The sequence below is a fragment of the Bilifractor sp. LCP21S3_F8 genome, from assembly GCF_052117805.1.
Classification (GTDB): Bacteria; Bacillota; Clostridia; order Lachnospirales; family Lachnospiraceae; genus Bilifractor.
Genome location: NZ_JBQKIK010000013.1, coordinates 49,351 through 74,574 on the forward strand (window position 1 = coordinate 49,351; position 25,224 = coordinate 74,574).

Genomic DNA, 25,224 nt, shown 5'->3' on the forward strand with positions numbered 1-25,224 from the left:
TCCTGCAGTGTTCATGCTGCCTGTCACAGCCTTGTGTTTCATATGAAATAAATGAAAAGATGATTTCAGATGCCCGGTTCAGACCTGTTCTTCATGCCTGTTCCTGCGCGCGAACCGCCTTGATCCGGCGGATCAGGTCCGTGATTCGCATGTTGTCCATTTTCATGCTGACCGGGTTCACGACCATTCTCGCGGAGAGCGGGCATACCTCTTCGAGAACCTGAAGACCATTTTCTCTCAGGGTGGTTCCGGTCTCAACGATATCTACGATCACCTCGGACAGTCCAACGATGGGGGCAAGTTCAATGGATCCGTTCAGCTTGATGATTTCCATGTTCTGATTTTTCTTATTGTAAAAATAGTCCTTGGCGATGTTCGGATACTTCGTCGCCACGCGGATCAGCTGGTTGTGATCGAGGTATTCTCTTGCGGATGCCGGGCCGCAGACACACATCCTGCATTTCCCGTAGCCAAGATCGAGAACTTCATAGATCTTCCGGTTCTCTTCCATTATGGTGTCCTTGCCGACGATGCCGATATCGGCCGCGCCGTACTCGACATAGGTGGGAACGTCCGGGCCTTTTGCCAGGAAGAAACGCAGACCGTACTGTTCGTTGGTGAAGATCAGCTTGCGGGTGCTCTTGTCCTTCATCTCATCGCAGCTGATACCGAGCTTTTCAAGCGTGGCCATGGTCTGATCCGCCAGACGGCCTTTTGTGAGCGCAAAGGTAAGATATCTCATTGTGCCTGTCCTCCGTTTCCGCCAAAGGGATAGATTCTTTCGGTACTGCCGTTTGAAAGGTTGATCGCGTAGACCTCATCCATCGAGCGGAAATAGATGATGCCGCCGAACTGATTGCGCATCCCGTATCTGCGGTAATCGTCCAGAACCTTTCCGTATTCAAACCTTACACAGGCGACATCGAGGCCATTTGCTCTCCGGGAACCTGCATAATGAATGGCCATCTCCTCCAGCTCCGCCGGGTAGAGAATCATTGTCTTGATATCTTCTACGGGAAGGGAGATCTTCTGCCGCTCTATGGCGTTCAGAAGGGAGTCAATCTCCGTGGCAAAACCGACGGCAGCGCATTTCTTTCCGAAGTGCTCAATAAGCCGATTGTACCGGCCTCCCTTGATCAGCGCGTCACCTGAGCCATATGTATACGCCTGGAAGATGATCCCTGTGTAATACCGGTATTCGGTTACCAGACCGAAGTCAAAGGTAACGTAATTTTCACAGCCGTACATCTTCAGGAAATGATAAATCCGTTCCAGCCGGTCGACCGCGGCACGGCAGCTCCGATTTCCGGTCAGTGTTCTCGCCTGTTCCAGAACCTCCTCATTGCCGAAGAGACCGGGCATTTCGACCAGGGCTTTTTTCAGATCCGGCCGGATATTCAGGTGATCGATCAGCTCCTCCGCGCCGAAGCGGTTCTGTGCGGCAAGAAGGTTTCTGAGCTCCTGCAGAGAATCTTCGCTCATGCCGGCTTCTTCCGCCAGGGCATTGAAATAATCCACGTGGCCCATGCTTACCTGAAAATTCTCCAGTCCCGCCCTGCGCATGGTGGATACCACAAGGGCAATGATCTCCGCATCGGCCTCCGCACTGTCATCGTTCATAAATTCTACACCCATCTGAGTGCTTTCATTCAGGCTTCCGTGGTAAGAATGGTTGTTGCGGTAGATGCTTCCGTGGTAGCAAAGGCGGAGCGGCATCTCCTCTTCGCCGAAATACATGGCAACGGCGCGGGCAACGGAAGGCGTGAAATCCGAGCGCAGCACCAGAGTGTTGCCGTCGCGGTCGAAGAATTTATAGAGGTCGTGGGAGGGAGTCGTACCGACTTCCTTTGCGAAGACGTCGAAGAATTCAAAGCCCGGGGTCTCGATCGACTGATATCCGAAAGAGCGGTAGAGCTTCTCGATCTGTCTCTCCAGATATCTCTTCCGGTCGCATTCGCGGCCGAATATGTCGCGGACACCCTCCGGGGTGTGGATTAATTTTTTCATGGCGTTCTCCTGTTTGTTTGAACGGTTAAGATTGTTCTTCAGATGTTTTTTATTCGTCACTTTAGTATGCTACCATACTACTACGCTAAATACAAGGAGTAATTGCAATGGTTTTCGATCCGCTTTTCACTCCCATACTCTTTCCCCTTCCCTGTGCACACGACGGAGAACATCAGAAAGGAAGTTCATGTGCGTTTCTTTTCCAGGTGCCCCTGCCTCCTGGGCACGGCGAAGAAAGACTGGAAGAGGGCTTATTCACCGTCAAAATCGGCACCCTCGGCTGCATCCGCGTCCCGCAGGGCGAGATCTCTCGAGATTCCGTCCAGATAAGGCACCAGAATGCCGGCTCTCTTCCGGAGAAAAAAAGCGGGCGTAAGCTCATCAAAATGAAAACGCTTCAGCCCGCCTGCTTCCATACGATTCCAGAACCGGAGCAGTTCTTCGTAGCGAAGATAATAATATTCATCCCGTGAGGAATAGAAAATGAGGAGAAAGGATATCCCCTGCTGCTTCTCGAAATCGGACATAAAACGGATCTGATGCGGATGAATATTTGCCAGAGGAAAGGTATCGGTCTTGCATTCCTTGGCATCGAAGCAGACGGGAATGCCCTGCACTGCTCCGATGTAATCAATGGTGCTTTTCTGATCGAAATATGCCAGAGTGATGCGTCGTGTCTCCTTGTCCATTCTGACCGGAGTAATCGGGGTTGGGATTTTCTGGATCAGCGCAAGTCCCTGTTCCCGGTACTGGTCATTTGTCCGGTTAATCATGTCTTCGAGGGTGGAACCGCGAAGCCCTCTTGAATTCCAGGTCGCCATCGTGAGGCCGCCTCAGAATCCGAATACAGAAGCAGGATTCAGCGCCGGGAATCCCGCAGATGTCGTTGCTGCCCCGGAAAATCCAGAGACCGAGGCACTGGCAGTATCTGCTGTCGGATCATAATAGTCCGCCTCTTTGCTGTTGATCACCGAGATCTTGTTCAGCGGCCAGTAGCGGAAGAAGGCCTTTCCAAGGATTTTTTCCTTCTTGACAAAGGGATTTTCCCAGTATCGGGAGTCCTTGGAATATACGCGGTTGTCGCCCAGCATGAAGTAACTGTCTGCCGGAACGGTGAGCGGGAACGTCAGATTTCCGGTATCGGTTGAGTCCGGCGTTGCGCAGAAACTGTCATCCAGAGGAGTCTTGCTTCCGTTGATATAGACATCACCGTTCCGGATGTCGACGGTCTCGCCCGGAAGACCGATGACCCGTTTGATGAACAGACGCGATTCGTCATCAGGATAGCGGAAAATGACGATGTCATATCTCTTCGGATCGCTGTTCAGGTAGGCCAGGCGGTTTCCAAAGATCTGGTCGTTGGTCATGATCGTCGGTTCCATGGATGCGGATGGAATCCGTGCATTGACAATGATGAATTTCTGAAGGACAAACATAACGATCAGAACGATCGCAATGATTTTCACGTAGTCGAAAACATCCTTACGGATACTCTCCTTCCGGTCGTCCGGTGTGGTTACCGGTGTTTTCTCATCCGGCCCTTCCGGCCGGGGATCAGTAGAATTGGTATCAGGTTTTTTACTCATGTGTTCTTCTTTCCTGTCAGGTAAAATGAGGTTATTGTGCAGCCGCCAGTGCCGCAGCCTTGGGATGCGGAACCATGCGGACAGGCAGCACGCAGGCCTGTGTGACAGTGTTGCTGAATAGCGGTTAGCGTTATCTGTCCGATGAACAGGGCAGCGCGCAGGTCTGTGTGACAGTGCTGCTGAATAGTGGTTAGCGTTATCTGTCCGATGAACAGGGCAGCGCGCAGATTAGTATGATCATGCGGCGGATGTTACAGCCGGTTGGCTGCTTCAAGCTTTTTCAGCGTGGTTCTGAGGTCATCGGGCAGGGGAGCCAGAAAGGTTCTTCCCGACAGATCAGAGAGAACGCCGTTCATCGGGGGAAAAACAAGCTCCGACGCGTGGAGAAACTGTCTGCGAAGGCCGAAGTGCTTGCGGAAATCTTCGTTCCGGTTTCTGAGACCATATTTTACATCACCGATGATGGGATGTCCAATAAAAGAGAGATGGCTCCGGATCTGGTGAGTCTTTCCGGTGATCAGGTTTACCTTCAGTAAGGTAAAGGAAGCAGGCTGCCCGTGCGGGTCTGTGATCCGGAAATGCTTCACCGGGCTGTATTCCGTTTCGATGTATTCGCCGGGATTCTGCACACCTTCCGCGGCGAATGCCAGCTTCGCATCAGGGATCTGAACGTTGTCCGGTATGGATGCTGCAGATGTTCGGGAAGGCACAGCGTCTGCGACAGATGTTCGGACGGATGCTCTGTCATGAAGGGTCACCCGGTTGGTCCGGGGATCCTTCGTGAGATATGCACTGATGCGGGCGGGCTCCCGGATTTCGCCCTCTGTCAGGGCATAATAGTATTTGTGTACGGTCCGGTCTCTCAGGCATTCGGAAAGTTCCCGGGCGGCGGCGAGCGTCTTTGCGGCAAGCACAATTCCGCTTGTATTCCGGTCGATCCGGTTGACCACAGACGGACGGAAGATGCGGAGACTCTCTTCTGTGAGCTCGCCCTTTTCGGTCAGGTATGACTGGATCATTTCCACCAGGGAGATGTCCTCGGGGGCTGCCTTCTGGGAGAGAATCCCGGCCTTTTTGTTCAGAATCAGCACGTGAGAGTCCTCAAAGAGGATGTCCGATGCGGCAAGTGGGGCAGGCCCGGGCTTTTCGGGTTTGTTCTTTTGCGGGAGAGACTCTTTTGCGGAAAACTTACGCAGTGTTTCATCGGAAAAGAAGATTCGGATTTCGTCTCCTTCCCGCAGAAGTTCCTTTCCGGAAGCCTTCGCTCCGTTGAGTGTAATATTCTTCTTTCGCAGCTGTTTATACAGAAAACCGCTTCCCGCCTCCGGAAGATATCTTCTGAGAAATTTATCCAGACGCTGGGAAGCAGTTTCGGTGTCAATGGTGATTTGAATCATTCTTTTTCCTACATATTATTGAAAGCGGCTGAAAGCCATAAAAAGCGAATAAAAATTAAAGCAATGCAAAACGATAAAAACAATTAAGTGCAATAAAACAATTAGAGGGCAAGCTGCCGGAGGATTGCTGCGACCTCGTCATCGCGGTCCATGCGGTATTCCGCCTGCTTTTCCCGCATCTGGTCGATGCGCTCCAGGAAATTCTTTCGATTAGAGAAGATCTTGACGGTGACCTTATATCCGCTCTGCAGAACCGATTTCCGGATGTGGCCTTCCATAAACTGAAGAACACCGGGCGCAGCATTCTCATGGGTATATGCGGTGATATACTCTCCGCACACGGCCGCCGCGTCAATAAAGAGATTCTGGTCGCGGGTGGTCAGGTACAGTTCGTACAGCATGGGGAGAGAGCCGGCGTGGGTCTCGATATCCGTATGGAGTTCCTGATCCATCGGCTTTCTCATCAGCATCATGATCATTCCAACCATTGACATTGCCGCGGGAACGCAGCCGACCGCTGCGATAATCGAATAGATGTTGCGGCGGCTGCCGTTGTTCATGATCAGGCCAAAAGCAAAGATGGCGAAATCAATCGCAAACGCGATAACGGTTCTCAGAACTCTCTTAAACTTTTCATGTCGGATGTAGCCGTACTGACCCTTTTCGATTTTCAAACCTCTGTCTCCTTTTATTCTTCACTGATTTTTTGCCTTCATCGACGCCGGATCCGTATCGTATCACGATCAGGGTCGGAGGAATCCTTATTCTTCACTGATTTTTATGCCTTCATCGACGCGGTTTTTCTGGGCGTGATAAGCCTGAGCGATAAGATCCAGCTGATGATGGTAGCGGACCAGCTCTTCCACGTCACCGGACTGATAGATCCGATAGAATTCTTCCTGAATTTTTTCAACCTCGCGCTTCGAGGTCATCCGGTAGAGACTCTCGATGGTATTTACGATATCTTCCACGAGATTGTAGCGGAGCTTGGAGGAAAGCTGGGCGTCCATGATCTCATCGCGGACGGAAGACATCTCGCTGTCCAGAGAAATGATGGCGTCCGCGGCATTGGACAGACGGCTGCCGACCCGCTCGGGGATTTGCCCTTTGTACTTGTACTGGAGAGAGTGCTCCGTCGTAGCCCAGAAGTCCATCGCCATGGTCCGGATCTGGATCTCGACCAGAATTTTCTTCGGTCCGTTGATGGTGTTCACCTCATAATGCACAACCATGTGATAGCTGCGGTAACCGCTCTGCTTTTGGTTGCGGATATAGTCCTTGATTTCGACCAGCTCGATGTCGGTCCGGCTGGTGATGAGGCTGGCAACTCTGCTGATATCCTCGGTAAACTGACAGATGATGCGTATGCCCGCAATGTCTTCTATCTGCTCTTCCATTTTTTCCGGCGGGATATTTTTCTTCGCCATCTTGTCGAGTATGCTGGAAATGCTTTTGACGCGTCCGGTCACATGCTCGATCGGGCAGTACTGCCCCTGCTCCTGAAATTCTCTCCGCAGGGAATCAAATTTCAGAATCAGTTCATCCACAGCCATTACATAGGGGCTGAGGACCTTATGCCACATGATGATATCCATATTCTGCACCTTGCTTCATAACAAAAAACAGCCCATCCCTTTCCGGAATGAGCTGCGATAAGTTCAAAATTTACTCTTCATCCTCGTAATCGGCGTCATCATCCTCATCCACGTCGTCGGAATCGTCATATGCTGTCTGTCCGCCGGTCTCCTGAGCAGTGTCCGCCGGATTGCCGGATGTGGAACTGTTGTCCTCCATCGGAGCAAGCTGACTTCTGTTCTGATTTACAAGATCATAGTAGCTCTGCAGGGAACCGGAGAAATCGTTGTACTTCTCTCCGACCTCGGCCATCGCGTTGCTGAGGATCGAGGAAATATTCCCGAGAAGCTGATCAGTATAAGTGATCGCGCTCGAGCGGATGTTGTTCGCGTCATTCTGGGCGGAATCCAGAATATCCTGCGCCTGCTGATTCGCCTGATTGACGGTATCATTTGCCTGCGCGTAGGCTGCCTGCATGACCTCGGTCTCTGAAGTCAGCTCCTGGGCCTTCTTCTCTGCCTCTGCGATAATATTGTCCGCCTTTGACTGCGCGTCCGCAAGAATCGCATCCTTGTTGCCGATGATCTTCTGATATCTCTTAATCTCATCCGGTGTCTTCAGACGAAGCTCGCGGAGAAGCTCTTCCAGCTCTTCTTTATTTACAATGATCTTGGTAGTGGATAACGGCTGATACCGGCAGTTCTCCACATATTCTTCTATCTCCTCAATGATCTGTTCAATTCTGCTGCTGCTCATTATTTATACTCCTTACCTTAATTTACCTGTATCATCTGAATTCCGGAAGAATAATCCGCCCGATTATGACCGGCAACTGCCCCTCAGCTGTGCCGCTCCGAATTCGCGCGCGTCATCATCCGGAAAAAAAGTATTCAGCGGAGATCTCAGTCTTCGCTGTGAATGCGTCGGATGTCACCAAGCTTCCGGTGTATTTCACCCGCCACAAAAGGAGGCACGAATTCGCTGATATCGCCTCCGAACGCAGCAACCTCCTTCACGGTTGTAGAGCTCAGATACGAGTACTGAAGTGCCGTATAGAGAAAAGTGGTATCGACATCGGGGGCAAGCTTGCGGTTTGTCTGTGCCATCTGAAGTTCATATTCAAAATCAGTGATGAGGCGCAGCCCTCGTACAATCACGCTTGCGTGACAGGTCTTCGCGAAATCGACAGAAAGACCTTCGAATGCCTGTACCTCGACATTCGGGATCCCACTCGTGGCTTTCTTAAGTATATTAACACGTTCCTTTGATGAAAACAACGGAGTTTTTGCAGAATTGTGCAAAACCCCAATGATGAGCTTGTCGTATAATTTTGACGCGCGGGTAATGATATCAAGGTGACCATAGGTCACAGGATCAAAGGTACCCGGATAAACGGCGATAACCATCTGTTATTCTCCTGCTGAATCGAGCCTCAGGAAAAGGTGCTCGTTAGTTTTGTATGTCTTCCATTTAATACATGTATAGCCTGAATTGTCAAGCCAGGAAAAATCGTTTTTGATGGAAGCCTCGACCACAAAAAGCGTATCCCCTGTCACACAGGAAGCGGTGCGGAGCGCCTCGAGTGCCTCCTTTTCCAGATCATGAAGATACGGCGGATCCAGAAAGACGACGTCAAAGGGCGCGTGGCCGGAAAGGTAACGGACTGCTGACATGACATCCATCTGAAGAACCGTTGCCTGATCCTCAAGCTTTGTAAAGCGAAGATTCTCGTTTATGATACTTACAGCCTGGCGGCTTTTGTCTACGAAACAGCAGCTTTCCGCGCCCCGGCTCAGCGCCTCGATACCGATTGCTCCGCTTCCTGAAAAAAGATCAAGGAAACGGCACCCCGGAATGTCATTCTGGAGTATGTTGAAAAGCGTTTCCTTGATCCTGTCAGTTGTCGGGCGGGTATCTTTACCGGGAAGTGTCTTCAGCGGAAGACTCCTGCATTTTCCGGCGATTACTCTCATTCTTCCTTTGCCTCTTTATATTGAATTCTCCAGTCAAGATCACCGCGGTCCAGCCCGAGGATCAGCATCTCCGCCGTGGCGATATTTGTTGCGATCGGGATGGTATACTGGTCACAGCACTTCATGATCTTGACGACATCCGGTTCTCTCGGATCAATGATGGCCGGGTTATAAAAGAAAATGACCATATCCATGTCATTTCTTTCGATCATTTCCGTAAACTGCTTGTCACCGCCGAGGCTTCCCGCCAAAAACTTATGAATGTGAAGATTTGTTACCTCTTCAATTCTTCGTCCGGTTGTACCGGTTGCATAAATTTCGTGCTTTGCAAGAATCCCCTTATATGCGATGCAGAAATCTTCGATCAGACTCTTTTTGCTGTTATGTGCGATTATTCCAATGTTCATGCGTTGTGATGCTCCCTTTCCTGCACTGCCTGAATCTCTGTCAGCGGCACGAAATCTGCGTAGCAGTGAAGTGCCGCAGGGACATATACAAATAGTTGTGCTGATATAGCACCCGTGTATTCTAAACACATTATAACAAATGCACAAACATTTCGCAACTGCAAACGTTTTGATTATGGGTTTTTACTACAAAAAGAGGCCGCCGAGCAGATGTCCGCTGCGGAAGCCCCTTAGAGGTCTCACTTGAATTGGTGATAAACTCAGATGTCGAAACTGCCGATCTCTTCGCCGTCATTAAGTACGTAGTATGCCTTGTTCTCTTCCGGTTTTACATATACCTTGACTTCCTTCAGAGCGGCTTCGTCTTTGCCGGCTGCCTTCCAGGCATCGACTGCGCGTTCAACAAGCTCGCTGTAGGGGATCTCCTTCCCGAGGTACTGGAGAACAACGGTCTGCTTTGCCTCGGCAGCGCGTGCTTCCTTTGCGGCAACTGCCTTCTCGGCTTCCTTCTTCACGGTGGCTGCGGCCTTTGTCACAGCAGCCTTTGCGGATTTCGCCGCTTTGTGAACTGCCGGTCTGGATGCCTTTGAAGGCTTCTTTGCAGCAGTTTTTGCCGCAACGGCAGTCCTCTTCTCTGCGGCTTTAATATCAGCTGCGGTCTTTGCACCTGCAGTCTTAATGTCAGCTGCGGTCTTCGCGCCAGCAGTCTTTATATCAGATGCCGCCTTCTTCTCAGCGGTTTTGATCTCGTCGGCTGCCTTCTTCTCTGCAGTCTTGATGTCAGCGGCTGTCTTTCTGACCTCTGCTGCCGCCTGTTCGACCTTATGCTCCACCTTCTCGGCTTTCTTCTCAACCTTTGCCGCTACTTTTTCAACTACGTTCGTTTTCGCTGCTTCCGGTGTCTTTTTCATTTCGGTCTTAGCTACAGCAGCTGTCTTCTTAGCCTCTGCCATTTTCTCTCCTCCATAATGACTCAACTGATAATTGTTTAAAAATTTGATGGTCAAATATGATTCTTATCTATATTATTCTTTTTTCTTTATTTTTTCAAGAATACCGGAAAAAAATCGGCGATTCGGATATAACTATGATAGAATGAAGCGCTTCGGTCGGCATTTCGTACAACGTATTTGCGCACACCTGAAGGATTTCAGGTGTGCGAAGGACGAAGCAATGCGCCGCTTATATATAAAAAAAGAGAGCTCTTCGAAATCGGATCCGGTAACGACGCGCGAGAGAATCTTGTGCAGAGATCGTTCGCACAAAAGGAACATCCCAGAACCACGCGTGCGACGCGCGAGAGAACCCCGGCCATTCGCGGGTAGGTGTTGTGGCCGTTAACGTAGAATGACGCGCGAGTGAACCCGGATGCGAATATGTTTCACCCGGGAAATCCGGAAGCAATTCCCGAACGATTGATATACTGATCCAGGGCCTTTTTCAGCTCACGGTTCTGTGGCAGAGTAAGCTCCGGGTCCATGGAAAGCAGGTCATTTACTGCCTGGGATGCTGCTTTCAGGATAGCGGAATCCCGGTAGATGTCCGCAATCTGGAAAACCGCGATGCCGCTCTGCCTTACGCCGAAGAGGTCTCCGGGTCCCCGCAGCTTTAGATCCTGTTCTGCAATATAGAACCCGTCGTTGGATTCGTTGAGAATTTCCAGCCTCTTTGAGGTCTCTTTTTTTCCATCGCCCTGCATGAAGATACAGTAGGACTGGGCGCTTCCCCGGCCGACCCTGCCGCGGAGCTGGTGAAGCTGGGCGAGGCCGAAACGCTCCGCATTCTCGATCATCATCACGGTGGCATTCGGCACATTGACGCCGACCTCTACGACCGTCGTGGAGACGAGAATCTGGATTTCCCCGGCGGCGAAGGCGTTCATGATCTCCTGCTTCTGCTGCGGCTTCATCTGGCCGTGGAGGGCTTCGACCCGGATGGCGGCGTCAAAACGCTTCCGTATCTTCTGGCAGTATTCCGTAACATTCTCGCAGGGGATTTCCTCATTGGGCTCGACCATGGGGCATATGATATAGACCTGATGTCCGTCCTCAATCTGCTTTTCCATAAAACGGTAGGCGGTCTCCCGGTAGGAGGTCCCGACGACACAGTTCCGGATGGGAAGCCGGTTCCGGGGCATATCGTCAAGTACGGAAATGTCCAGATCCCCGTAGAGGATCATCGCCAGTGTGCGGGGAATCGGCGTGGCACTCATGACAAGCACATTCGGAGGATACCCCTTCCCGGCAAGCGTCATGCGCTGTCGGACACCGAAACGGTGCTGTTCGTCCGTAATGACGAGACCTAGATTCGGATATGTGACGGCCTCCTGGATGAGCGCGTGCGTGCCGACGATCATCTTTGCCTCTCCGGAGGCGATTTTCTCGTATATTTCTCTTTTTTCCCTTGCCGTACAGCTGCCGCGCAAAAGAACGGGGCATGCGTCCTCGATGCCGCTGTTTTCAAGAAGTGCCGTGAGGGATGCGAAATGCTGCTCGGCGAGAACCTCTGTCGGAACCATGATTGCGCTCTGCCAGCCGTTTTCAAATGCCATGATCATGGCCAGAAAAGCGAGAATCGTCTTTCCGCTTCCGACATCGCCCTGAATCAGTCGTTCCATCAGCCGGTTCGATGCAAGATCCTTCTCCAGTTCGTTCCACACCCGCTGCTGAGCGCGGGTGAGACGATATGGAAGGCTGTCGATGACTTCCTCTGTCTTCCACACGGTCTTCATCGGAAAATGGTTGACTCTGTCGCGATTCCGGTCCTTCATACGGGCGATTCCCAGAAGAAAGAAAAAGAACTCATCGAAGCAGAGACGGTTTCGGGCAGAGAGGAGGCTGTCACGGGAATCCGGGAAATGAATCTGATCGAGCGCAAAATTTATCTCCGCAAGACCAAGAGGTTCACGGATTTCTTCCGGAAGGATTTCCGGGATGCGGTCCCGGGTCTGTATAAGCTGTGCCATGGCTTTTCGAATGGCCTGATTTGTGAGTCCCTTCGTCAGTGCATAGATCGGGAGCAGTTGTCCCCGCAGATGATCGTAAGCAGCCGGTGTGAAAAGCTCGGGATGCTCCATGATTCGTCTGCCGCTTTTTTCTATGACGGGCCCCCGGAAAATATAGACCATGCCGGGCTTCAGGGTGGAGGCGAGAAACGGCATGTGGAACCAGTTCACCTGAAGAGAACCGGTCTCGTCCTTGAGGACAGCCATGGTAATGGAATTTCCTCCAAATGTCCGGACCGAGGGCTTTCGGGTGATCCGTCCGAAGACGGCGTTTTTCTGACCGGGGACGGCCGCTCCGACGGAAACGGGCTCCTCGTATGAGTCATATTCTCTTGGATAATACCGGATCAAATCATTTGTGGTGAAAATTCCTGCCCGGTTGAACAGGATTTCGGACTTTTCCCCGATTCCTTTGAGGTTCCGGATGGAATGGGGAGGGATTTTTCTGGATGGCATATGTTCTTCCTCTGCAAAAGAAGCTGCCTCACCGGTCTTCTGACCGGACGGGCAGCTTCATAGATTTACGCGAACAGTGAGCCGCAGCCGAATGCGAAGTATTCGTGTGCGACTTTACTCAACGGACAGGATACAGTAGTAGACAGGCTGTCCGCCGTTGTTCACCTCGACGTCCACATCCGGGAACTTCCCGGTGATCTTTTGAGCAAGGCGGTTCGCGTTCTCTTCTGAGAATTCCTTACCAAAATATATGCTGATAAGCTCGGCGTCGTCGGACATCATCTTCTCCACGGATGCGAGAGAGGTATCCTCGATATCCTTGCCTACGGAGAGGATTCCGTCGTCGCCGACTGCCATGATGTCTCCCTGGTGAATTTCAACGTTATCGATCGTGGTATCGCGGATTGCGTAAGTTACCTCTGCGGTGCGGACATTTGCGATGGCATCCATCATTGCCGTTTGATTTGACTCCACATTCTGCGCGGGATCATATCCGAGAAGAGCGGTAATTCCCTGGGGAATCGTCTTCGATGGAATGACAATGATGTTCTTCTCCTTGACGAGCTCCTGTGCCTGGCGTGCGGCCATGATGATGTTCTTGTTGTTCGGGAAGAGGAAGATGTTCTCTGCGTTCACCTGATCGATGGCGTCCAGCACATCCTCGGTGCTCGGATTCATGGTCTGGCCGCCTTTGATGATGTAATCGGCGCCAAGACCCCGGAAAATTTCCTCAAAGCCGTCGCCGGCACAAACCTCGATGAAGCCTACCGCCTTGGCCGGCTGCGCTTTCCGGAGAAGCTCCTCCGCCTGATCCTTGGAGGCCTTTGCCGCATCCTTGATGAGCTTTTCGTGATGCTCAATCATGAGGTTGTCGATGTGGACCGTCTTCAGCTGCCCGAGTGTCAGTGCCCTGGTGAGAACCGCGCCCGGCTCATTGGTGTGCACATGAACCTTCAGTTCCCTGGCGTCGGGGATGATGACAACCTGCTCTCCGGTCTGCACAAGAAAGGCGCGAAGCTCATCAATCTGTGCCTGCGGGAGAGATTTCCCGCTGCTGATGATAAATTCTGCGCTGTAGATGAAACGCGGCTTCGCGGGTGCGGCCTCCTCGACTGCCTCCTCTTCCGCTGCCTTTTCCTTCGCTTTTCCGAGATCCGGATCGACTTCCTTTCCCATGAGTCCGTCATAGGCACCCTCGAGGATGGTCATGAGTCCCTCACCGCCGGAATCCACGACGCCCGCTTCCTTGAGTACCGGGAGCATATCAGGCGTCTTTGCCAGAACCTCGTTGCCATAATCAATGATATTCTTGATATAGACGTCGAGCGTCATCTGCGCATCTACAAGCTTGCGGGCGATTTCCGCCATTCCCTTTGCAACGGTGAGGATGGTGCCCTCCTTCGGCTTGATGACTGCTTTATAGGCGGTTTCCACTGCTTTTTCGCAGGCGTCCGCAATCATGGGAATATCGATCTCATCGGAACCCTTTACGGTCTTGGTGAATCCGCGGAAAAGCTGAGACAGAATGACACCGGAGTTCCCTCGTGCGCCCCGGAGAGAACCGGAGGAAATCGCCTTTGACAGATCCTTCATATTCATGCTGTCGATATCCTGCACCATCCGGACTGCAGACATGATCGTCATCGTCATGTTCGTACCGGTATCGCCGTCGGGAACCGGGAATACGTTTAGTTCATTGATCCAATCTTTTTTGGCATCCAGATTCTGGGCGCCGGTTAAAAACATATGCGCCAACAGACTGGCGTCAATTGTATTTTCAGCCAAAACAATATCCTCCTAAGAGATCAGTCTATTACCCGTACGCCTTCCACAATGATGCGTACATGCTCCACCTTCATCCCGGTAAACTCCTCAAGCTGGTACTTTACACTGTCGATCAGATTCTGCGCCACGGTCGAAATACTCACACCGTAGGCGATGATTACATGGAATTCCAGAGAGATTTTATTCGCATTTATGGTTACGTTGATGCCGTGCTTCAGGCTGTCCTTCTTCAGAAGACGCACGAGGCCGTCTTTCATATTGACGGCAGCCATTCCGACGATTCCGAAGCACTCAACAGCGACACTTCCGGCATAGGTAGCGATGACATCAGGATTGATGACGACTTCGCCAAGTTCCGAATTTACCCGTCCTTTCATCTCCTGCTCCTTTCTGGTATCGATGATTTATGGATTTGTGAGCGGTTGCCTGTCCGGCAATTCCGAAAAACCCAATTTAACAGCCTTTAGTATAGCGTAAAAGATCGTGCTTGTGAAGCGAAACCTGCCGACTCAGCCTTTTTCCGTCTTTCTCCATTGGGAGCAGCTTCTGCATAATGGTAGTTGAACTTCGGACTGAATTATTTCGATCTGTAAGCGCAGAAGGAGCGCAGGTGGATTTTCTGCTTTGGCATAAATCCGTCTGCGCTCTTTCTTTATACGTTTTTTCCGATATCTTCTCCTTTCCGATGGTACTGCTCTTAATCTGTAAGCTTTAAGCGTTTCGCGCGCGGATCCTGTCGGTGGCTTCCCTGGACAGAGCAGTGATTTCTGCAAAGCGACCATCTTCGATCAGGTCCTTCGGGCAGACCCAGCTTCCGCCGACAGCCGAAACACAGGAAAGCTTCAAATACTCTTCCATATTATCGCTGTTTACGCCTCCGGTGGGAAGAAATTTGAGATCCGGAAAGGGGGCGTGGAGCGCCTTGATGGCGGATACGCCTCCATAGAGCTTTGCCGGGAAAAATTTAACCATGGAGAGCCCCATCCGGACACATTCGGTAATTTCCGTGGGGGTTGCGCATCCCGGGACGACCGGAATTTCGTTTTCCTGACAGTACCGGACGATATCGGCGGAAAATCCGGGGGCTACGATAAACTGCGCACCGTTTTCCAGAGCCTGTACGCATTGTGTCATGGTCAGGACCGTTCCTGCTCCGACATGCATGTCCGGCACTTCATGAGAGACGTTTGCAATGGCCTGAGCCGCTGCCCTTGTGCGGAAGGTAATCTCCATGAAGTTAATACCTCCTGCAAGAAGAGCCTTTGCCAGCGGAACGGCGCTATCTGCGTGATCGAGCGCGACTACCGGGACGATTCCGGTAATCGCAATCTGCTCTGGGAACTTCGATTGTGATGCTGAAGAATTATTGGTATTCATTTTGATTCCTCCGTAGTGAAATGCGTATGGGTAAACTGCTGCAGTATGTGTCGGTCGGGAAGCGCGTCATTATCTCCGGGCGCGGCAATCATAAGCGCTCCCATGGCATTGCCTCTCCGAACGGCTTCTTGCATATCCAGGCTTTCGAGCAGTGCGGAAAGGACACCTGCGGCAAAGGCATCTCCGGCGCCGACCGTATCGACAATTTGTGGTACAAAGAATCCGGGGACGTCTCCTCTTTCACCGTCAATGGTCTGATAATAAGCTCCCTGCGCGCCGTTTTTGATGATGACGGCTTTTTGTGTGCCATGTTCAAAGTAATAATCGGCGATCGCTTCCGGTTTACTCTTCCCGGTCAGGAGTCTTCCTTCGGCGATTCCCGGCATCACAAGATCGGATCGAAAAGCCAGAGCGTTGATTCTGGAGATCATCTGGTCTTCGGACTTCCAAAGGCTGAGGCGCAAATTGGGATCAAAGGTGAGGAACGGTCGATTAGCGGCGCTCCACGCCATATCCTGAATCCGAAGGGATGTTTCATAACAGCTTTCAGAGAGAGCGGCCGTAATCCCGGTCAGGTGGATGATATCGTTATCGGAGGCGGAAATATTCGCAAGCGAATCCGGAGATAGGTGCGATGCAGCCGAGGTTTTTCGCATATAAAAAACTTCAGGGTCTCCCTGCTCCGTCTTCGTTTTAAAATAGGTTCCGGTCAGATGGTCAGGGTCAATCTTTACCGCCGTCGTGTCAATGTGTTCTTTTTGCATTTTGCCGAGCAGAAAGCGGCCGGCAAAGTCATCGCCTACCGCAGAGAGGTAGGTTACCGTGTGACCAAGCCTTGAAAGACCGATGGATACATTGAGTTCTGCTCCGGCTGCCGCCTTCTGAAAATGTGTGACTTCAGAAAAACTTCCGGTTTCCTGCGGAATCCAGACAAGCAGCGGCTCTCCAAAAGTCAGTACATGTGTCATGTTGTTACCTCCGGCGTTATGGTATAAGCTATGGACTTCCCGACATCATGAATTTACGTAATTCTCATACAGCGATAGTTCGTGGATGTCCGAGAGTAGAAAAAGGTAATTTTACGTGTGAAAATTTTCAGACTCCGGAATAAGCGGAAAATCCGCCGTCGATCGGGATGACAACGCCTGTGACAAAGCCGGACATTTTCTCATTCAGCAGATACAGCAGGGTTCCGTTGAGCTCTTCTGGTTCTCCAAAGCGGTTCATAGGTGTCGCCGCAAGGATTTTTTTTGTCCGAGCAGTCGGATTGCCATCGGCGTCAAACAGAAGGTCCCGGTTCTGATTTGTCACAAAAAATCCAGGCGCCAGTGCATTGACGCGTATGCCGGCTCTGGAGAAGTGAACGGCAAGCCACTGAGTAAAATTACTGATGGCAGCTTTTGCTCCGCTGTATGCGGGGATCTTTGTCAGTGGGGTGAAAGCGTTCATAGAGGAAATGTTGATGATGCTTACGTTCTTCTTCCCGATCATATCCTTTGCGAAAACCTGTGTAGGAAGCAGGGTGCCGATGAAATTGAGGCTGAACACAAACTGCACGCCCTGTGGATCGAGATCGAAAAAGCTCACCGTTTCCGGATCCATTTCGTCGCCGGGTTCGAAATATTCCTTGTCTGTATTTGCCCTTTTGTTGTTGCCGCCGGCACCGTTGAGAAGAATGTCGCAGCTTCCGAGATCGGTGAGAACCTGTTCGTGTACCTGCTTCAGGCTTTCAAGCTCCAGAACATTTGCCTTATATGCCTTTGCGATTCCGCCGGAAGCGCAGATCTCGTCGGCTACTTTCTGAGCGGCTTCCTGGTTCAAATCCAGGAGAGCAACCTTTGCTCCCTGTTCTGCGAGTACTTTTGAGAACATCCCGCACAATACACCGCCGGCACCGGTCACAACCGCTACTTTATCGTTGATATCTAATGAATAATCCATGTTTTTTCCTCTCTTTATCCAATGTTCGATAATTAAATGTTCGAGTATTAATTGTTCCATTATGAAAGGCTCAATTACGGCTGTTTTTCTCGATGGCCTCCCAGAGACCGTTGATATAGGCGGCGCCGAGCGCACGGTCATAAAGTCCGTAACCGGGCATGGCTTTTTCGCCCCAGATCATTCTTCCGTGATCGGGTCGGATGGGGCCGTCAAAACCGATATCGTGCAGAGCTTTTACGATTTCATACATATCAAAGGAACCGTCTGAGGAAAGATGCGCCGCCTCCTCGAAGTCCTGCTGTGAATGGAACTTGAGATTCCGAACATGCGCAAAGTGAATTCTTCCCTTCAGGGAACGAATGATATCGGGGAGATCATTCTGTAGATTTGTTCCAAGGGAACCGGTGCATAAGGTAACGCCGTTATGCGGATCATCGACCATATGCATCATGCGAAGGAGGTTTTCTTTGTTGATTATGATTCTGGGAAGTCCGAAGACACTCCATGCCGGATCATCCGGGTGGATCGCCATATAGATATCGTACTTCCGGCAGACCGGCATGATTCTCTCCAGGAAATATTTCAGGTTGTCGAACAGGTCCTCTTCTGTTACTCCTTTATATTCGGCAAAGAGCTCCTTGACATGTGCCATGCGTTCCGGTTCCCATCCCGGCATGACAGATCCGTTCATGTCGCAGGCAATGGACTGGAACATTTCTTCGGGAATCAGTGCATCCACAGCCTTCTGGGTATAGGCAAGTACGGTGGAGCCGTCCGGCCGTTTCCGCGCCAGCTCTGTTCTGGTCCAGTCAAAGACCGGCATAAAGTTGTAGCAGACCATATGGATATCTTCTTTTCCGAGATTCTCGAGCGTTTCGATATAGTGATCGATCAATACATCCCGATCCGGTTTTCCAAGCTTGATATCTTCATGTACATTTACGCTTTCAATTCCGGCTATCTCCAGGCCCGCAGATTCCACCTCTTCTTTTAAGGCGTTAATGCGCTCCCGGCTCCAGACCTCTCCCGGTTCTGTATCATACAGGGTAGTAATTACTCCCCGGACGCCCGGGATCTGACGGATCTGTTCGAGGGTGACGGTGTCGAATTTTTTTCCATACCATCGCAGTGTCATTTCCATGGTTCTTTTTCTCCTTTTCGTTTGCAGAGCATGTGTTCTATCTGGATTGTGAGGAAAACGCTTTCTCTCTTCCGGTTCTTTATCTCTTTACAATTCAAAATATTCTTTCGCGTTCCGCAGGGAAATGCGTTCAATCAGATCGTTCAGATAACCGCGATCATCCGGATATTCTCCGTTTTCCACCCACTGTCCGATCTTTCGACATAAGATTCTCCGATAGTATTCATGTCGAGAAAAAGACAGGAAGCTTCGGGAATCTGTTACCATACCAATGGAGGTCGAGAGCAGACCGAGATTGGCAAGACTGTCCATCTGCTGCTCCATTCCTCTACGGTGATCGCAGAACCACCAGGCGGTACCCAGCTGAATCTTTCCGCGGATGCCGCGGGAGTTACTCTGGTAATTACCTGCCATTGCCGCAAGCATGTCTGCGTCTTTCGGATTCAGGTAGTACAGGATGGTTTTGGGAAGCTCATCTGTCTGATCCATAGCATCCAGCAGAGCGGCGAGCTCCGGCGCGTAATTGAAATCATTGATGCTGTCGAATCCGGTATCCGGTCCGAGTTTCCGGTACATGCGAGTGGAAGTGTTTCGGATGGCTCCGATGTGAAGCTGCATGGCAAGGTCTCTGTGCGCGTACATTTTCCCCAGGTATGTCAGCAGGAATCCGTGGTACATTCCACAGTCTGTTTCTGTGAGCGCCTCACCGCGCAGTCTTTTCTGCAGGATCTTGTTTACCTGGTCCTCCGTGGCCGGGATATAGAAGTGATTCTCCAGACTGTGGTCTGTGACACGGCACCCGGCTTTTACAAAAAAGTCAAGACGAAGCTCCAGAGCTTTTAGAATGCCTTTGATATTGTCGCAGGGGACATTCGTAAGATCTTCCAGTTTCTTGAGATATTCCGGAAAACCCTCCTTCTCAATGCCGAGCGCCTTTTCCGGACGGAATGTCGGATAGACGTGAAAGGCATCTTCTTCCGATGCGAGAAGCTCATGATAATGCAGGGAGTCTGCGGGGTCATCCGTGGTGCAGAGAACCTGAACCTGCATCCTTTTCAGCAGGTTTCGGACGGAAAAATCCTTTTGGGAAAGCTTTTGGTTGCAGGCATTCCAGATTTCCGGAGCGGTTTCCGGAGAAAGACACTCGTCAATTCCGAAATATCTCTGAAGCTCGAGATGCGTCCAGTGATACAGCGGGTTCCCAACGCTGTTCCGGATGGTATCCGCCCATGCCAGGAATTTTTCGTAGGGATCCCCGTCACCGGTGACAAGTTCTTCCGGAACTCCGTTTGCCCTCATTGCGCGCCATTTATAGTGATCTCCGGCAAGCCAGGCTTCGGTAATGCTGCGATAGCACGGGTCCTCATAGATCTCTTGAGGGCTGAGATGATTGTGGTAGTCGATAATGGGGCTTCGGCTGGCCGCGCTGTGATATAGTTCGCGGGCGATATCCGTGTCGAGAAGAAAATCCGGATCCATAAATTTTTTCATGTGATTCCTCCGTGTTTCTTTCTGCTTTTACAAGGGAACTGTTAGATCCTATGATACCTGGTCTGCTTCGGAGGGCCCATTGTGTTCCTTGTCGGATACATTGCAAAAATTGCTGTATCATGGTATGCTCTTCGAAAATGCAAACGGTCTGGTTAGCGAAAAGGTATGTGATGGACAAGGCGGTAAGTAAGGGTGAGATGCATGGAACAACCCGCATCAGGGGGCAGAAATGAAGAATGAACTGAGGTCGCCTTTTGCGCAGCGGCAATATATGTTATCGGGAGATTTTGAGCTGTATTATTATGATGATCAGACACTGACTTCGGTGGAGAACCATACGCACAGTTACTGGGAATTTTACTTCTTTCTTGAGGGAAGCGCGGAAATGTATCTGAAAAATCAGCCGGTTTCGCTGTGTCATGGGGACATTATAGCAGTTGCACCAAAGGTTCCGCATCATGCGGCGATTCATTCGGAAAAGACTTCTTACCGACGGTTTATTTTCTGGGTGAGCTGCTCGTTTCTGGAGAAGCTAATGGAGAGTTCGCCGGATTTCGGCTATTTGACGGAGCGGGCATCGGAAAACGGGTATCTGATTTTTCATGTAGAGGATCTGATCTTCAATGCAGTGCAGGCGGAGATTTTTGAGTTCCTGGAGGAAATCCATTCCCGGAGATTCGGGCGGGAGGCCCGTCTTATGCTGCTCGCCGGCCAACTTCTTCTGGAAATCAGCCGTATTTATCATGAACAGAAAAATCAAAGGGAAGACAATGGAGAACCGCTCTATGACAATATTGCACATTTCATTGAAGGGCATCTGGATGAATCTCTCTCTCTCGATCTTCTGGCGCAGCATTTTTTTGTGAGCAAATATTATATTGCACATCTTTTCAAGGACAATATGGGAATTTCGGTTCATCAGTACATACAAAAAAAGCGGCTTCTGATGAGCCGCAATGCTATTTTGAATGGCGTCGGTGTAAATGAAGCCTGCCTCATGTATGGCTTTAATGATTACTCTGTTTTCTATCGTGCATTTGTACGGGAGTATGGCATCTCTCCAAAAAAATACAGAGAAAGAATGCTGAATGCCTCTAAAGAGAAGGAATGGGTGTAGAGAACACGATAGAAAGGAATCAGAAAGGAGCCTCTGCATGATTGTTTATACGACTTACGGAAAATTTCAGGAAGAAATGAAACGTTATCATCAGCGAACCGGAAGGAGGCTGCGTTGCAGCCTCTGTTGGAATATTCTATGACTTTTTGATTTTGGTTAGCTCTGCATTTAGTGTTCGAATTTCCTCTTCGGAATAGTCTGGCTTTGCGAATGCAAAAAATTTGTCGAGCTCGAAAGTACCGACCATATCTCGCATGCCAGCTCCTACATCAGGCATTCTTCTGTCGATTGTCTGCATTGCCTTCTCGTTCGCCAGCAATTCGTTGATGGTGCTTCGAATAGATAAGAAACCTTCGGGAAACAGCTCAGCTTCTTCTTTTTCATCCAGGAACCAGTTGCGGACATTTAATCCGGGATGCTGATCTACATAGGTGTAGGAAGGATCTTCTTCCGTCTTCCGATAAAAGGTGGCTTCATCGCTGGTGTGCCCTGACTGTGCTGTAATCCTGTTTGCCCCCATGTTCAGTGCTATATTAGAAAAAACAGTGTTTCCATTTAATACAGCTTGCGTGACTGTCTTACCGTTAACGGTGAGTGTTACGTTTGGCTGATTTGAATATACCTTAACGGAAATCGATTCTTCCGCCCGGTTTTGATAACGTTTGCCTGCTATATAAACAAAGGGGTCTTTTGCCCACATCGCTTTATAATAGAAAAAGCTGTCTTTCCGGGTCTGTCTGTCAAAGGTTACCAGACCTTTGATGTTTCTGTTTTTAACGTCAGCGGTTTGCCGGATAGGACTGGTGAAATCGAACATATTCCATACAAAGCTGCCCCAGACGAAATCGCGCTGTGCGATCATTGGATATACGGTCTCGTGATAGAGGGCCTGGAATTCTTCTGAATAATCATTTACCTTTGGATCTGCACTGTGAAATTTTATGTTTGCGTCTGCTCCGTATTCCGATATTGCAAGCGGCATATTGGGATTAGTCTTATGAAAATCGTCTAAGAATTTACCATTGTCCGCGAAGTCTCCATAATACCAGCCGTAATATATATTATATGCGGTAACATCGGTGATTTGGTTCAGAGTACTTTCAGGATGTACCACATTCAGATTGGCACATGCGGTTAGACGGGTTGAATCCAGTGCGTGCGCTATCTCGTTTAAGGCCTTCATCTTTTCGGCCATAAACGGAAATTCCCCGTAAATCGCGATCTCATTCTGGAGGCCCCAAAAACAAATGCTGGGATGGTGCATGTTTTGAAGGACCATTTCTTTCAATTGTTGTTTGGCATTTGCAAATAATGTCTCGTTTTCCGTGAGTTTTAATAGTGGGATTTCCGCCCAGACAACAAAGCCATATTTATCACATAGATCGTAAACTTCCGTTGGATGCGGGTAATGCGATAAACGAATGGCGTTGGCTCCTATTTCATGAATAAGAGCGATATCTCTTTGCCACTGGTCCATTGTAGCGGCGGAAAAGACGGAATCAGAATCCTGATGCTTTGCTACACCGTGAAGTTTCATGTGGTGATCGTTGAGGAAGAAGCCGTTCTCTGGATCAATCGATATCTTTCGGAAGCCGATCTGTTTTTCGATAGTGTCTATGACTTGTCCATGGAGAAGGAGATCCGCTCTGGCGGTGTATAATTTGGTATCATCAAGACCGTTCCAGAAGACAGGATTTTTTATTTCACAAACCTTTTTCAGACCATCTGTTTTTTCAAACTTGAATTCGGACGGATTTAACTGGTTGATTGAATACCGGATGCCAATATCGTCGTCTCCCAGCACATGAGCTTCTGCCCAAAGCTCGCCACAGCCATTGGGATTTATTCTGGATTGAAAAACGACACCGTCACATCCGTAATAGGTTCTGTCAAAGCAGGTCGAAGAAGTTGTGATCAGCTCTACCTTTCTGTGAATACCGCCAAAAGAAGCAAAATCTCCGGACAATGGGGACACGGTTTCGTTTTTGGCGTTGCTGACAAGTACAGTAAGTACGTTATCTCCGGCGATCAGATTATTTGTCAGTTCGACTGCAAATATAGTATATCCGCCTTCGTGACAGCCGACTTTGCTTATGTGTGATAAAGAAGCAATAGAAGTGCAAAAAATTTTGCCGTTCCTATCCGACACTTGGCCATTGTGTCGGATAGGTCGGGCGGTTATTCGGGCAAGTCAATCTTGCCGACAAAGCTGTAATAAATCTCAATGTCCTGCCTGCGGGTGCCGTTCTCATCATAGCTGCACTCATGCACCACAATTTTCTCGATCATTTCCCGCAAGAGAGTGGGGGTCAGTTCTTCAAAGGCAAGGTGCTTGCGGACAATGCCCATAAATTTCTCGGCGTTGACGGTAGCTGCCTGTGACTTGTCCAGTTCGGCTTGCAGGGCGGCGGCTCTCTTTTTCAGCTCCGCTTGCTCGGCTTCGTAGTCAGCCGACAGTTCCATGAAACGCTCATCGCTGATTTTGCCGTTTACATTGTCCTCATACAGCCGCTTGATAATGCGGCTGATTTCAGAAATGCGTTCCTGCGCCTGTTCAAGCTGCTTGATGGCTGCGGCGGTCTTTCGCTTGCCGCCGATCTCGTTCTGCTGGACAAGTAGTTTCACAAACCGGCTCTCATGCTTGGCTGCGTATTCGGTCACTTGCCGGAGATTTGCCAGGACACCAGCGGTCAACAGATCGGTGCGGATAAAGTGCGCCGTACAGTTGCGGGTGCGCTTCTTGTAGCTGCCGCAGATGTAGCAGTCCTGTTTGCGGTCTTTGTTCTGATACCGCTGCTGATACAGCACATGGCCGCAGTCGGCGCAGAACAAAATCCCGGAGAACAGCCCCACTTCATCGTAGCGGTTCGGGCGTTTGCGCTGTTTGCGTAACTCCTGCACCCGTTCCCATGTTTCCTTGTCGATGATCGGCTCATGGTGGTTCTCGAAAATGGCCTGCTTCTCGACGGGGTTCTCTATGCTGTGCTTGACCTTATAAGAAGGCTTTTCCGTTTTGAAGTTCACCAGACATCCGGTGTACTCTCGGTTTTCGAGGATATGAACGACGGTGTTGGTCGCCCATTTGCACTCATAGCCTGGGTGATAACGGCGGGTGCTGCCTGTCCGCTGATATTCCAGCGTCCCCGGCGTGGGGATTTGCTGCTCCGTCAGCATACGGGCAATCTTGGTCGGGCCGTTCCCGGCAAGGCAAAGCTGGTAAATCTGCTGCACCACCGGGGCGGCTTCCTCGTCTATAATAAAATTCTCGTCCTCGTCCATCACATAGCCGTAAACCGGCTTGCTGGTAACAGGCTTGCCGCTCATGCCTTTTGACTTTTTCACTGCCTTGATTTTCTTGCTCGTATCTCTCACCAGCCATTCATTGAACAGATTTCGCAGCGGGGTAAAATCGTTGTCCATGCCCTCGCTGGCACTGTCCACATTATCGTTGACAGCGATAAAACGCACACCCTTTTGAGGGAACAGCATTTCCGTGTAAAACCCTACCTGCAAGTAGTTTCGCCCTAACCGGCTCATGTCCTTGACGATGACCGTACCCACTTTCCCGGCTTCAATGTCCGCAAGCATGGCTTGAAATCCGGGCCGCTGGAAGTTCGCGCCGGAAAAACCGTCGTCGGTGTACCAGCGCAGATTGGTAAAGCCGTTCTGTTTTGCGTAGGTTTCGAGTATCCTTTTTTGGTTCGATATGGAATTACTCTCGCCTTGCAATTCATCCTCGTGGGACAATCTCGGATAAAGGGCGGTAATGAGGTTTTGGGTGGCTTGTCTTAACATAAAATCCTCCGTTTCCGACAGCCAGCCCCACTATTCCGTGGTTTCATTGTACCACGGAACGGCGGGGGCTGTACAGCGGCAAAAGCGTTAAATTTGCTTCTTTACAGCTTTTCAATTTTCCGATTTTTATGGTATGGGTTGTCGTCCCATATTTGCAGTAGAAAAGTTCATA

The 25,224-nt window shown here is 50.3% G+C and carries 23 protein-coding genes; 1 reads left to right on the forward strand and 22 read right to left on the reverse strand.

Translation table 11 applies throughout. The annotated features are described in order from the left end of the window. Positions 1–91 precede the first annotated feature (91 nt). From hisG to uxaC, 20 genes are all read right to left on the reverse strand, one after another. Positions 92–742 carry an ATP phosphoribosyltransferase gene (gene hisG / locus ACTQ3A_RS07780; protein WP_441494497.1) on the reverse strand — a complete coding sequence of 217 codons (651 nt, stop codon included), beginning with the start codon at positions 740–742 and terminating at the stop codon, positions 92–94. Further along, positions 739–2,007 (reverse strand): ATP phosphoribosyltransferase regulatory subunit, encoded by a 1,269-nt coding sequence (gene hisZ / locus ACTQ3A_RS07785; protein ID WP_441494496.1) that lies wholly within the window; start codon positions 2,005–2,007, stop codon positions 739–741. Before hisZ ends, hisG begins: the two co-directional genes overlap by 4 nt. A 251-nt stretch (positions 2,008–2,258) precedes the next feature. After that, positions 2,259–2,828 carry a Holliday junction resolvase RecU gene (locus ACTQ3A_RS07790; RefSeq protein ID WP_441494495.1) on the reverse strand — a complete coding sequence of 190 codons (570 nt, stop codon included), beginning with the start codon at positions 2,826–2,828 and terminating at the stop codon, positions 2,259–2,261. A gap of 12 nt (positions 2,829–2,840) precedes the next feature. Continuing rightward, complete coding sequence (gene lepB, locus ACTQ3A_RS07795) at positions 2,841–3,593, reverse strand: signal peptidase I (RefSeq protein WP_441494494.1); 753 nt, start codon at positions 3,591–3,593, stop codon at positions 2,841–2,843. A 251-nt stretch (positions 3,594–3,844) separates the two neighbouring features. After that, complete coding sequence (locus ACTQ3A_RS07800; protein ID WP_441494493.1) at positions 3,845–4,990, reverse strand: RluA family pseudouridine synthase; 1,146 nt, start codon at positions 4,988–4,990, stop codon at positions 3,845–3,847. Positions 4,991–5,091: 101 nt separating this feature from the next. Then, on the reverse strand, positions 5,092–5,664 hold the full coding sequence (locus ACTQ3A_RS07805) for a hypothetical protein (RefSeq protein WP_441100340.1): 573 nt from the start codon (positions 5,662–5,664) through the stop codon (positions 5,092–5,094). Positions 5,665–5,751: 87 nt separating this feature from the next. Further along, positions 5,752–6,585 (reverse strand): GTP pyrophosphokinase, encoded by an 834-nt coding sequence (locus ACTQ3A_RS07810; protein WP_441486057.1) that lies wholly within the window; start codon positions 6,583–6,585, stop codon positions 5,752–5,754. A 70-nt stretch (positions 6,586–6,655) separates the two neighbouring features. Next, the gene (locus ACTQ3A_RS07815) at positions 6,656–7,321 is read right to left on the reverse strand and encodes an ATPase (RefSeq protein ID WP_441100342.1); all 666 of its coding nucleotides are present in this window, start codon (positions 7,319–7,321) and stop codon (positions 6,656–6,658) included. Positions 7,322–7,467: 146 nt separating this feature from the next. Next, a complete protein-coding gene (coaD, locus tag ACTQ3A_RS07820; RefSeq protein WP_441100343.1) occupies positions 7,468–7,971 on the reverse strand; it encodes a pantetheine-phosphate adenylyltransferase in 504 nt (167 codons plus the stop codon). Between the two features lie 3 nt (positions 7,972–7,974). Beyond that, positions 7,975–8,538 (reverse strand): 16S rRNA (guanine(966)-N(2))-methyltransferase RsmD, encoded by a 564-nt coding sequence (rsmD, locus tag ACTQ3A_RS07825; RefSeq protein WP_441100345.1) that lies wholly within the window; start codon positions 8,536–8,538, stop codon positions 7,975–7,977. Continuing rightward, positions 8,535–8,945, reverse strand: a complete 411-nt coding sequence (locus ACTQ3A_RS07830) for a methylglyoxal synthase (RefSeq protein WP_441100347.1) — start codon at positions 8,943–8,945, stop codon at positions 8,535–8,537. Before ACTQ3A_RS07830 ends, rsmD begins: the two co-directional genes overlap by 4 nt. 260 nt (positions 8,946–9,205) lie before the next feature. Beyond that, the gene (locus tag ACTQ3A_RS07835; protein WP_441494492.1) at positions 9,206–9,898 is read right to left on the reverse strand and encodes a DUF6465 family protein; all 693 of its coding nucleotides are present in this window, start codon (positions 9,896–9,898) and stop codon (positions 9,206–9,208) included. A gap of 428 nt (positions 9,899–10,326) precedes the next feature. After that, positions 10,327–12,405, reverse strand: coding sequence for an ATP-dependent DNA helicase RecG (recG, locus tag ACTQ3A_RS07840; protein ID WP_441494491.1), 2,079 nt, complete (start codon positions 12,403–12,405; stop codon positions 10,327–10,329). 114 nt (positions 12,406–12,519) lie between these two features. Beyond that, positions 12,520–14,190: a DAK2 domain-containing protein gene (locus tag ACTQ3A_RS07845; RefSeq protein ID WP_441494490.1), complete on the reverse strand. Its 1,671-nt coding sequence runs from the start codon at positions 14,188–14,190 to the stop codon at positions 12,520–12,522. A 20-nt stretch (positions 14,191–14,210) separates the two neighbouring features. Continuing rightward, complete coding sequence (locus ACTQ3A_RS07850) at positions 14,211–14,567, reverse strand: Asp23/Gls24 family envelope stress response protein (protein WP_441100352.1); 357 nt, start codon at positions 14,565–14,567, stop codon at positions 14,211–14,213. A 334-nt stretch (positions 14,568–14,901) separates the two neighbouring features. Beyond that, positions 14,902–15,567 carry a bifunctional 4-hydroxy-2-oxoglutarate aldolase/2-dehydro-3-deoxy-phosphogluconate aldolase gene (locus ACTQ3A_RS07855; RefSeq protein WP_441494489.1) on the reverse strand — a complete coding sequence of 222 codons (666 nt, stop codon included), beginning with the start codon at positions 15,565–15,567 and terminating at the stop codon, positions 14,902–14,904. Then, on the reverse strand, positions 15,564–16,535 hold the full coding sequence (locus ACTQ3A_RS07860) for a sugar kinase (protein ID WP_441494488.1): 972 nt from the start codon (positions 16,533–16,535) through the stop codon (positions 15,564–15,566). Before ACTQ3A_RS07860 ends, ACTQ3A_RS07855 begins: the two co-directional genes overlap by 4 nt. A 127-nt stretch (positions 16,536–16,662) precedes the next feature. Continuing rightward, on the reverse strand, positions 16,663–17,508 hold the full coding sequence (locus ACTQ3A_RS07865; protein ID WP_441494487.1) for an SDR family oxidoreductase: 846 nt from the start codon (positions 17,506–17,508) through the stop codon (positions 16,663–16,665). 70 nt (positions 17,509–17,578) lie between these two features. Continuing rightward, on the reverse strand, positions 17,579–18,649 hold the full coding sequence (gene uxuA, locus ACTQ3A_RS07870; RefSeq protein ID WP_441100357.1) for a mannonate dehydratase: 1,071 nt from the start codon (positions 18,647–18,649) through the stop codon (positions 17,579–17,581). An 87-nt stretch (positions 18,650–18,736) separates the two neighbouring features. After that, complete coding sequence (gene uxaC / locus ACTQ3A_RS07875) at positions 18,737–20,140, reverse strand: glucuronate isomerase (RefSeq protein WP_441494486.1); 1,404 nt, start codon at positions 20,138–20,140, stop codon at positions 18,737–18,739. Between the two features lie 229 nt (positions 20,141–20,369). On the opposite strand from uxaC, the gene ACTQ3A_RS07880 reads away from it, so the two are divergent. Continuing rightward, on the forward strand, positions 20,370–21,257 hold the full coding sequence (locus ACTQ3A_RS07880) for an AraC family transcriptional regulator (RefSeq protein WP_441494485.1): 888 nt from the start codon (positions 20,370–20,372) through the stop codon (positions 21,255–21,257). A gap of 136 nt (positions 21,258–21,393) precedes the next feature. Here ACTQ3A_RS07880 and ACTQ3A_RS07885 read toward each other — a convergent pair whose 3' ends face one another. Both ACTQ3A_RS07885 and ACTQ3A_RS07890 read right to left on the reverse strand, forming a co-directional pair. Next, positions 21,394–23,406: a glycoside hydrolase family 2 protein gene (locus ACTQ3A_RS07885; protein ID WP_441494484.1), complete on the reverse strand. Its 2,013-nt coding sequence runs from the start codon at positions 23,404–23,406 to the stop codon at positions 21,394–21,396. Positions 23,407–23,435: 29 nt separating this feature from the next. Then, positions 23,436–25,052, reverse strand: coding sequence for a recombinase family protein (locus ACTQ3A_RS07890; RefSeq protein ID WP_002596236.1), 1,617 nt, complete (start codon positions 25,050–25,052; stop codon positions 23,436–23,438). Positions 25,053–25,224 lie beyond the last annotated feature (172 nt).

Excerpts from the sequence above, each read along its gene's own strand:
- uxaC (WP_441494486.1), bottom strand. The coding sequence starts at position 20,140 with ATGAAAAAATTTATGGATCCGGATTTTCTTCTCGACACGGATATCGCC.
- hisZ (WP_441494496.1), bottom strand. The coding sequence starts at position 2,007 with ATGAAAAAATTAATCCACACCCCGGAGGGTGTCCGCGACATATTCGGC.
- ACTQ3A_RS07835 (WP_441494492.1), bottom strand. The coding sequence starts at position 9,898 with ATGGCAGAGGCTAAGAAGACAGCTGCTGTAGCTAAGACCGAAATGAAA.
- ACTQ3A_RS07790 (WP_441494495.1), bottom strand. The coding sequence starts at position 2,828 with ATGGCGACCTGGAATTCAAGAGGGCTTCGCGGTTCCACCCTCGAAGAC.
- uxuA (WP_441100357.1), bottom strand. The coding sequence starts at position 18,649 with ATGGAAATGACACTGCGATGGTATGGAAAAAAATTCGACACCGTCACC.
- ACTQ3A_RS07865 (WP_441494487.1), bottom strand. The coding sequence starts at position 17,508 with ATGGATTATTCATTAGATATCAACGATAAAGTAGCGGTTGTGACCGGT.
- ACTQ3A_RS07880 (WP_441494485.1), top strand. The coding sequence starts at position 20,370 with ATGAAGAATGAACTGAGGTCGCCTTTTGCGCAGCGGCAATATATGTTA.
- hisG (WP_441494497.1), bottom strand. The coding sequence starts at position 742 with ATGAGATATCTTACCTTTGCGCTCACAAAAGGCCGTCTGGCGGATCAG.
- ACTQ3A_RS07890 (WP_002596236.1), bottom strand. The coding sequence starts at position 25,052 with ATGTTAAGACAAGCCACCCAAAACCTCATTACCGCCCTTTATCCGAGA.
- ACTQ3A_RS07800 (WP_441494493.1), bottom strand. The coding sequence starts at position 4,990 with ATGATTCAAATCACCATTGACACCGAAACTGCTTCCCAGCGTCTGGAT.
- ACTQ3A_RS07830 (WP_441100347.1), bottom strand. The coding sequence starts at position 8,945 with ATGAACATTGGAATAATCGCACATAACAGCAAAAAGAGTCTGATCGAA.
- ACTQ3A_RS07850 (WP_441100352.1), bottom strand. The coding sequence starts at position 14,567 with ATGAAAGGACGGGTAAATTCGGAACTTGGCGAAGTCGTCATCAATCCT.
- ACTQ3A_RS07855 (WP_441494489.1), bottom strand. The coding sequence starts at position 15,567 with ATGAATACCAATAATTCTTCAGCATCACAATCGAAGTTCCCAGAGCAG.
- ACTQ3A_RS07810 (WP_441486057.1), bottom strand. The coding sequence starts at position 6,585 with ATGGATATCATCATGTGGCATAAGGTCCTCAGCCCCTATGTAATGGCT.
- ACTQ3A_RS07815 (WP_441100342.1), bottom strand. The coding sequence starts at position 7,321 with ATGAGCAGCAGCAGAATTGAACAGATCATTGAGGAGATAGAAGAATAT.
- coaD (WP_441100343.1), bottom strand. The coding sequence starts at position 7,971 with ATGGTTATCGCCGTTTATCCGGGTACCTTTGATCCTGTGACCTATGGT.
- recG (WP_441494491.1), bottom strand. The coding sequence starts at position 12,405 with ATGCCATCCAGAAAAATCCCTCCCCATTCCATCCGGAACCTCAAAGGA.
- ACTQ3A_RS07860 (WP_441494488.1), bottom strand. The coding sequence starts at position 16,535 with ATGACACATGTACTGACTTTTGGAGAGCCGCTGCTTGTCTGGATTCCG.
- lepB (WP_441494494.1), bottom strand. The coding sequence starts at position 3,593 with ATGAGTAAAAAACCTGATACCAATTCTACTGATCCCCGGCCGGAAGGG.
- rsmD (WP_441100345.1), bottom strand. The coding sequence starts at position 8,538 with ATGAGAGTAATCGCCGGAAAATGCAGGAGTCTTCCGCTGAAGACACTT.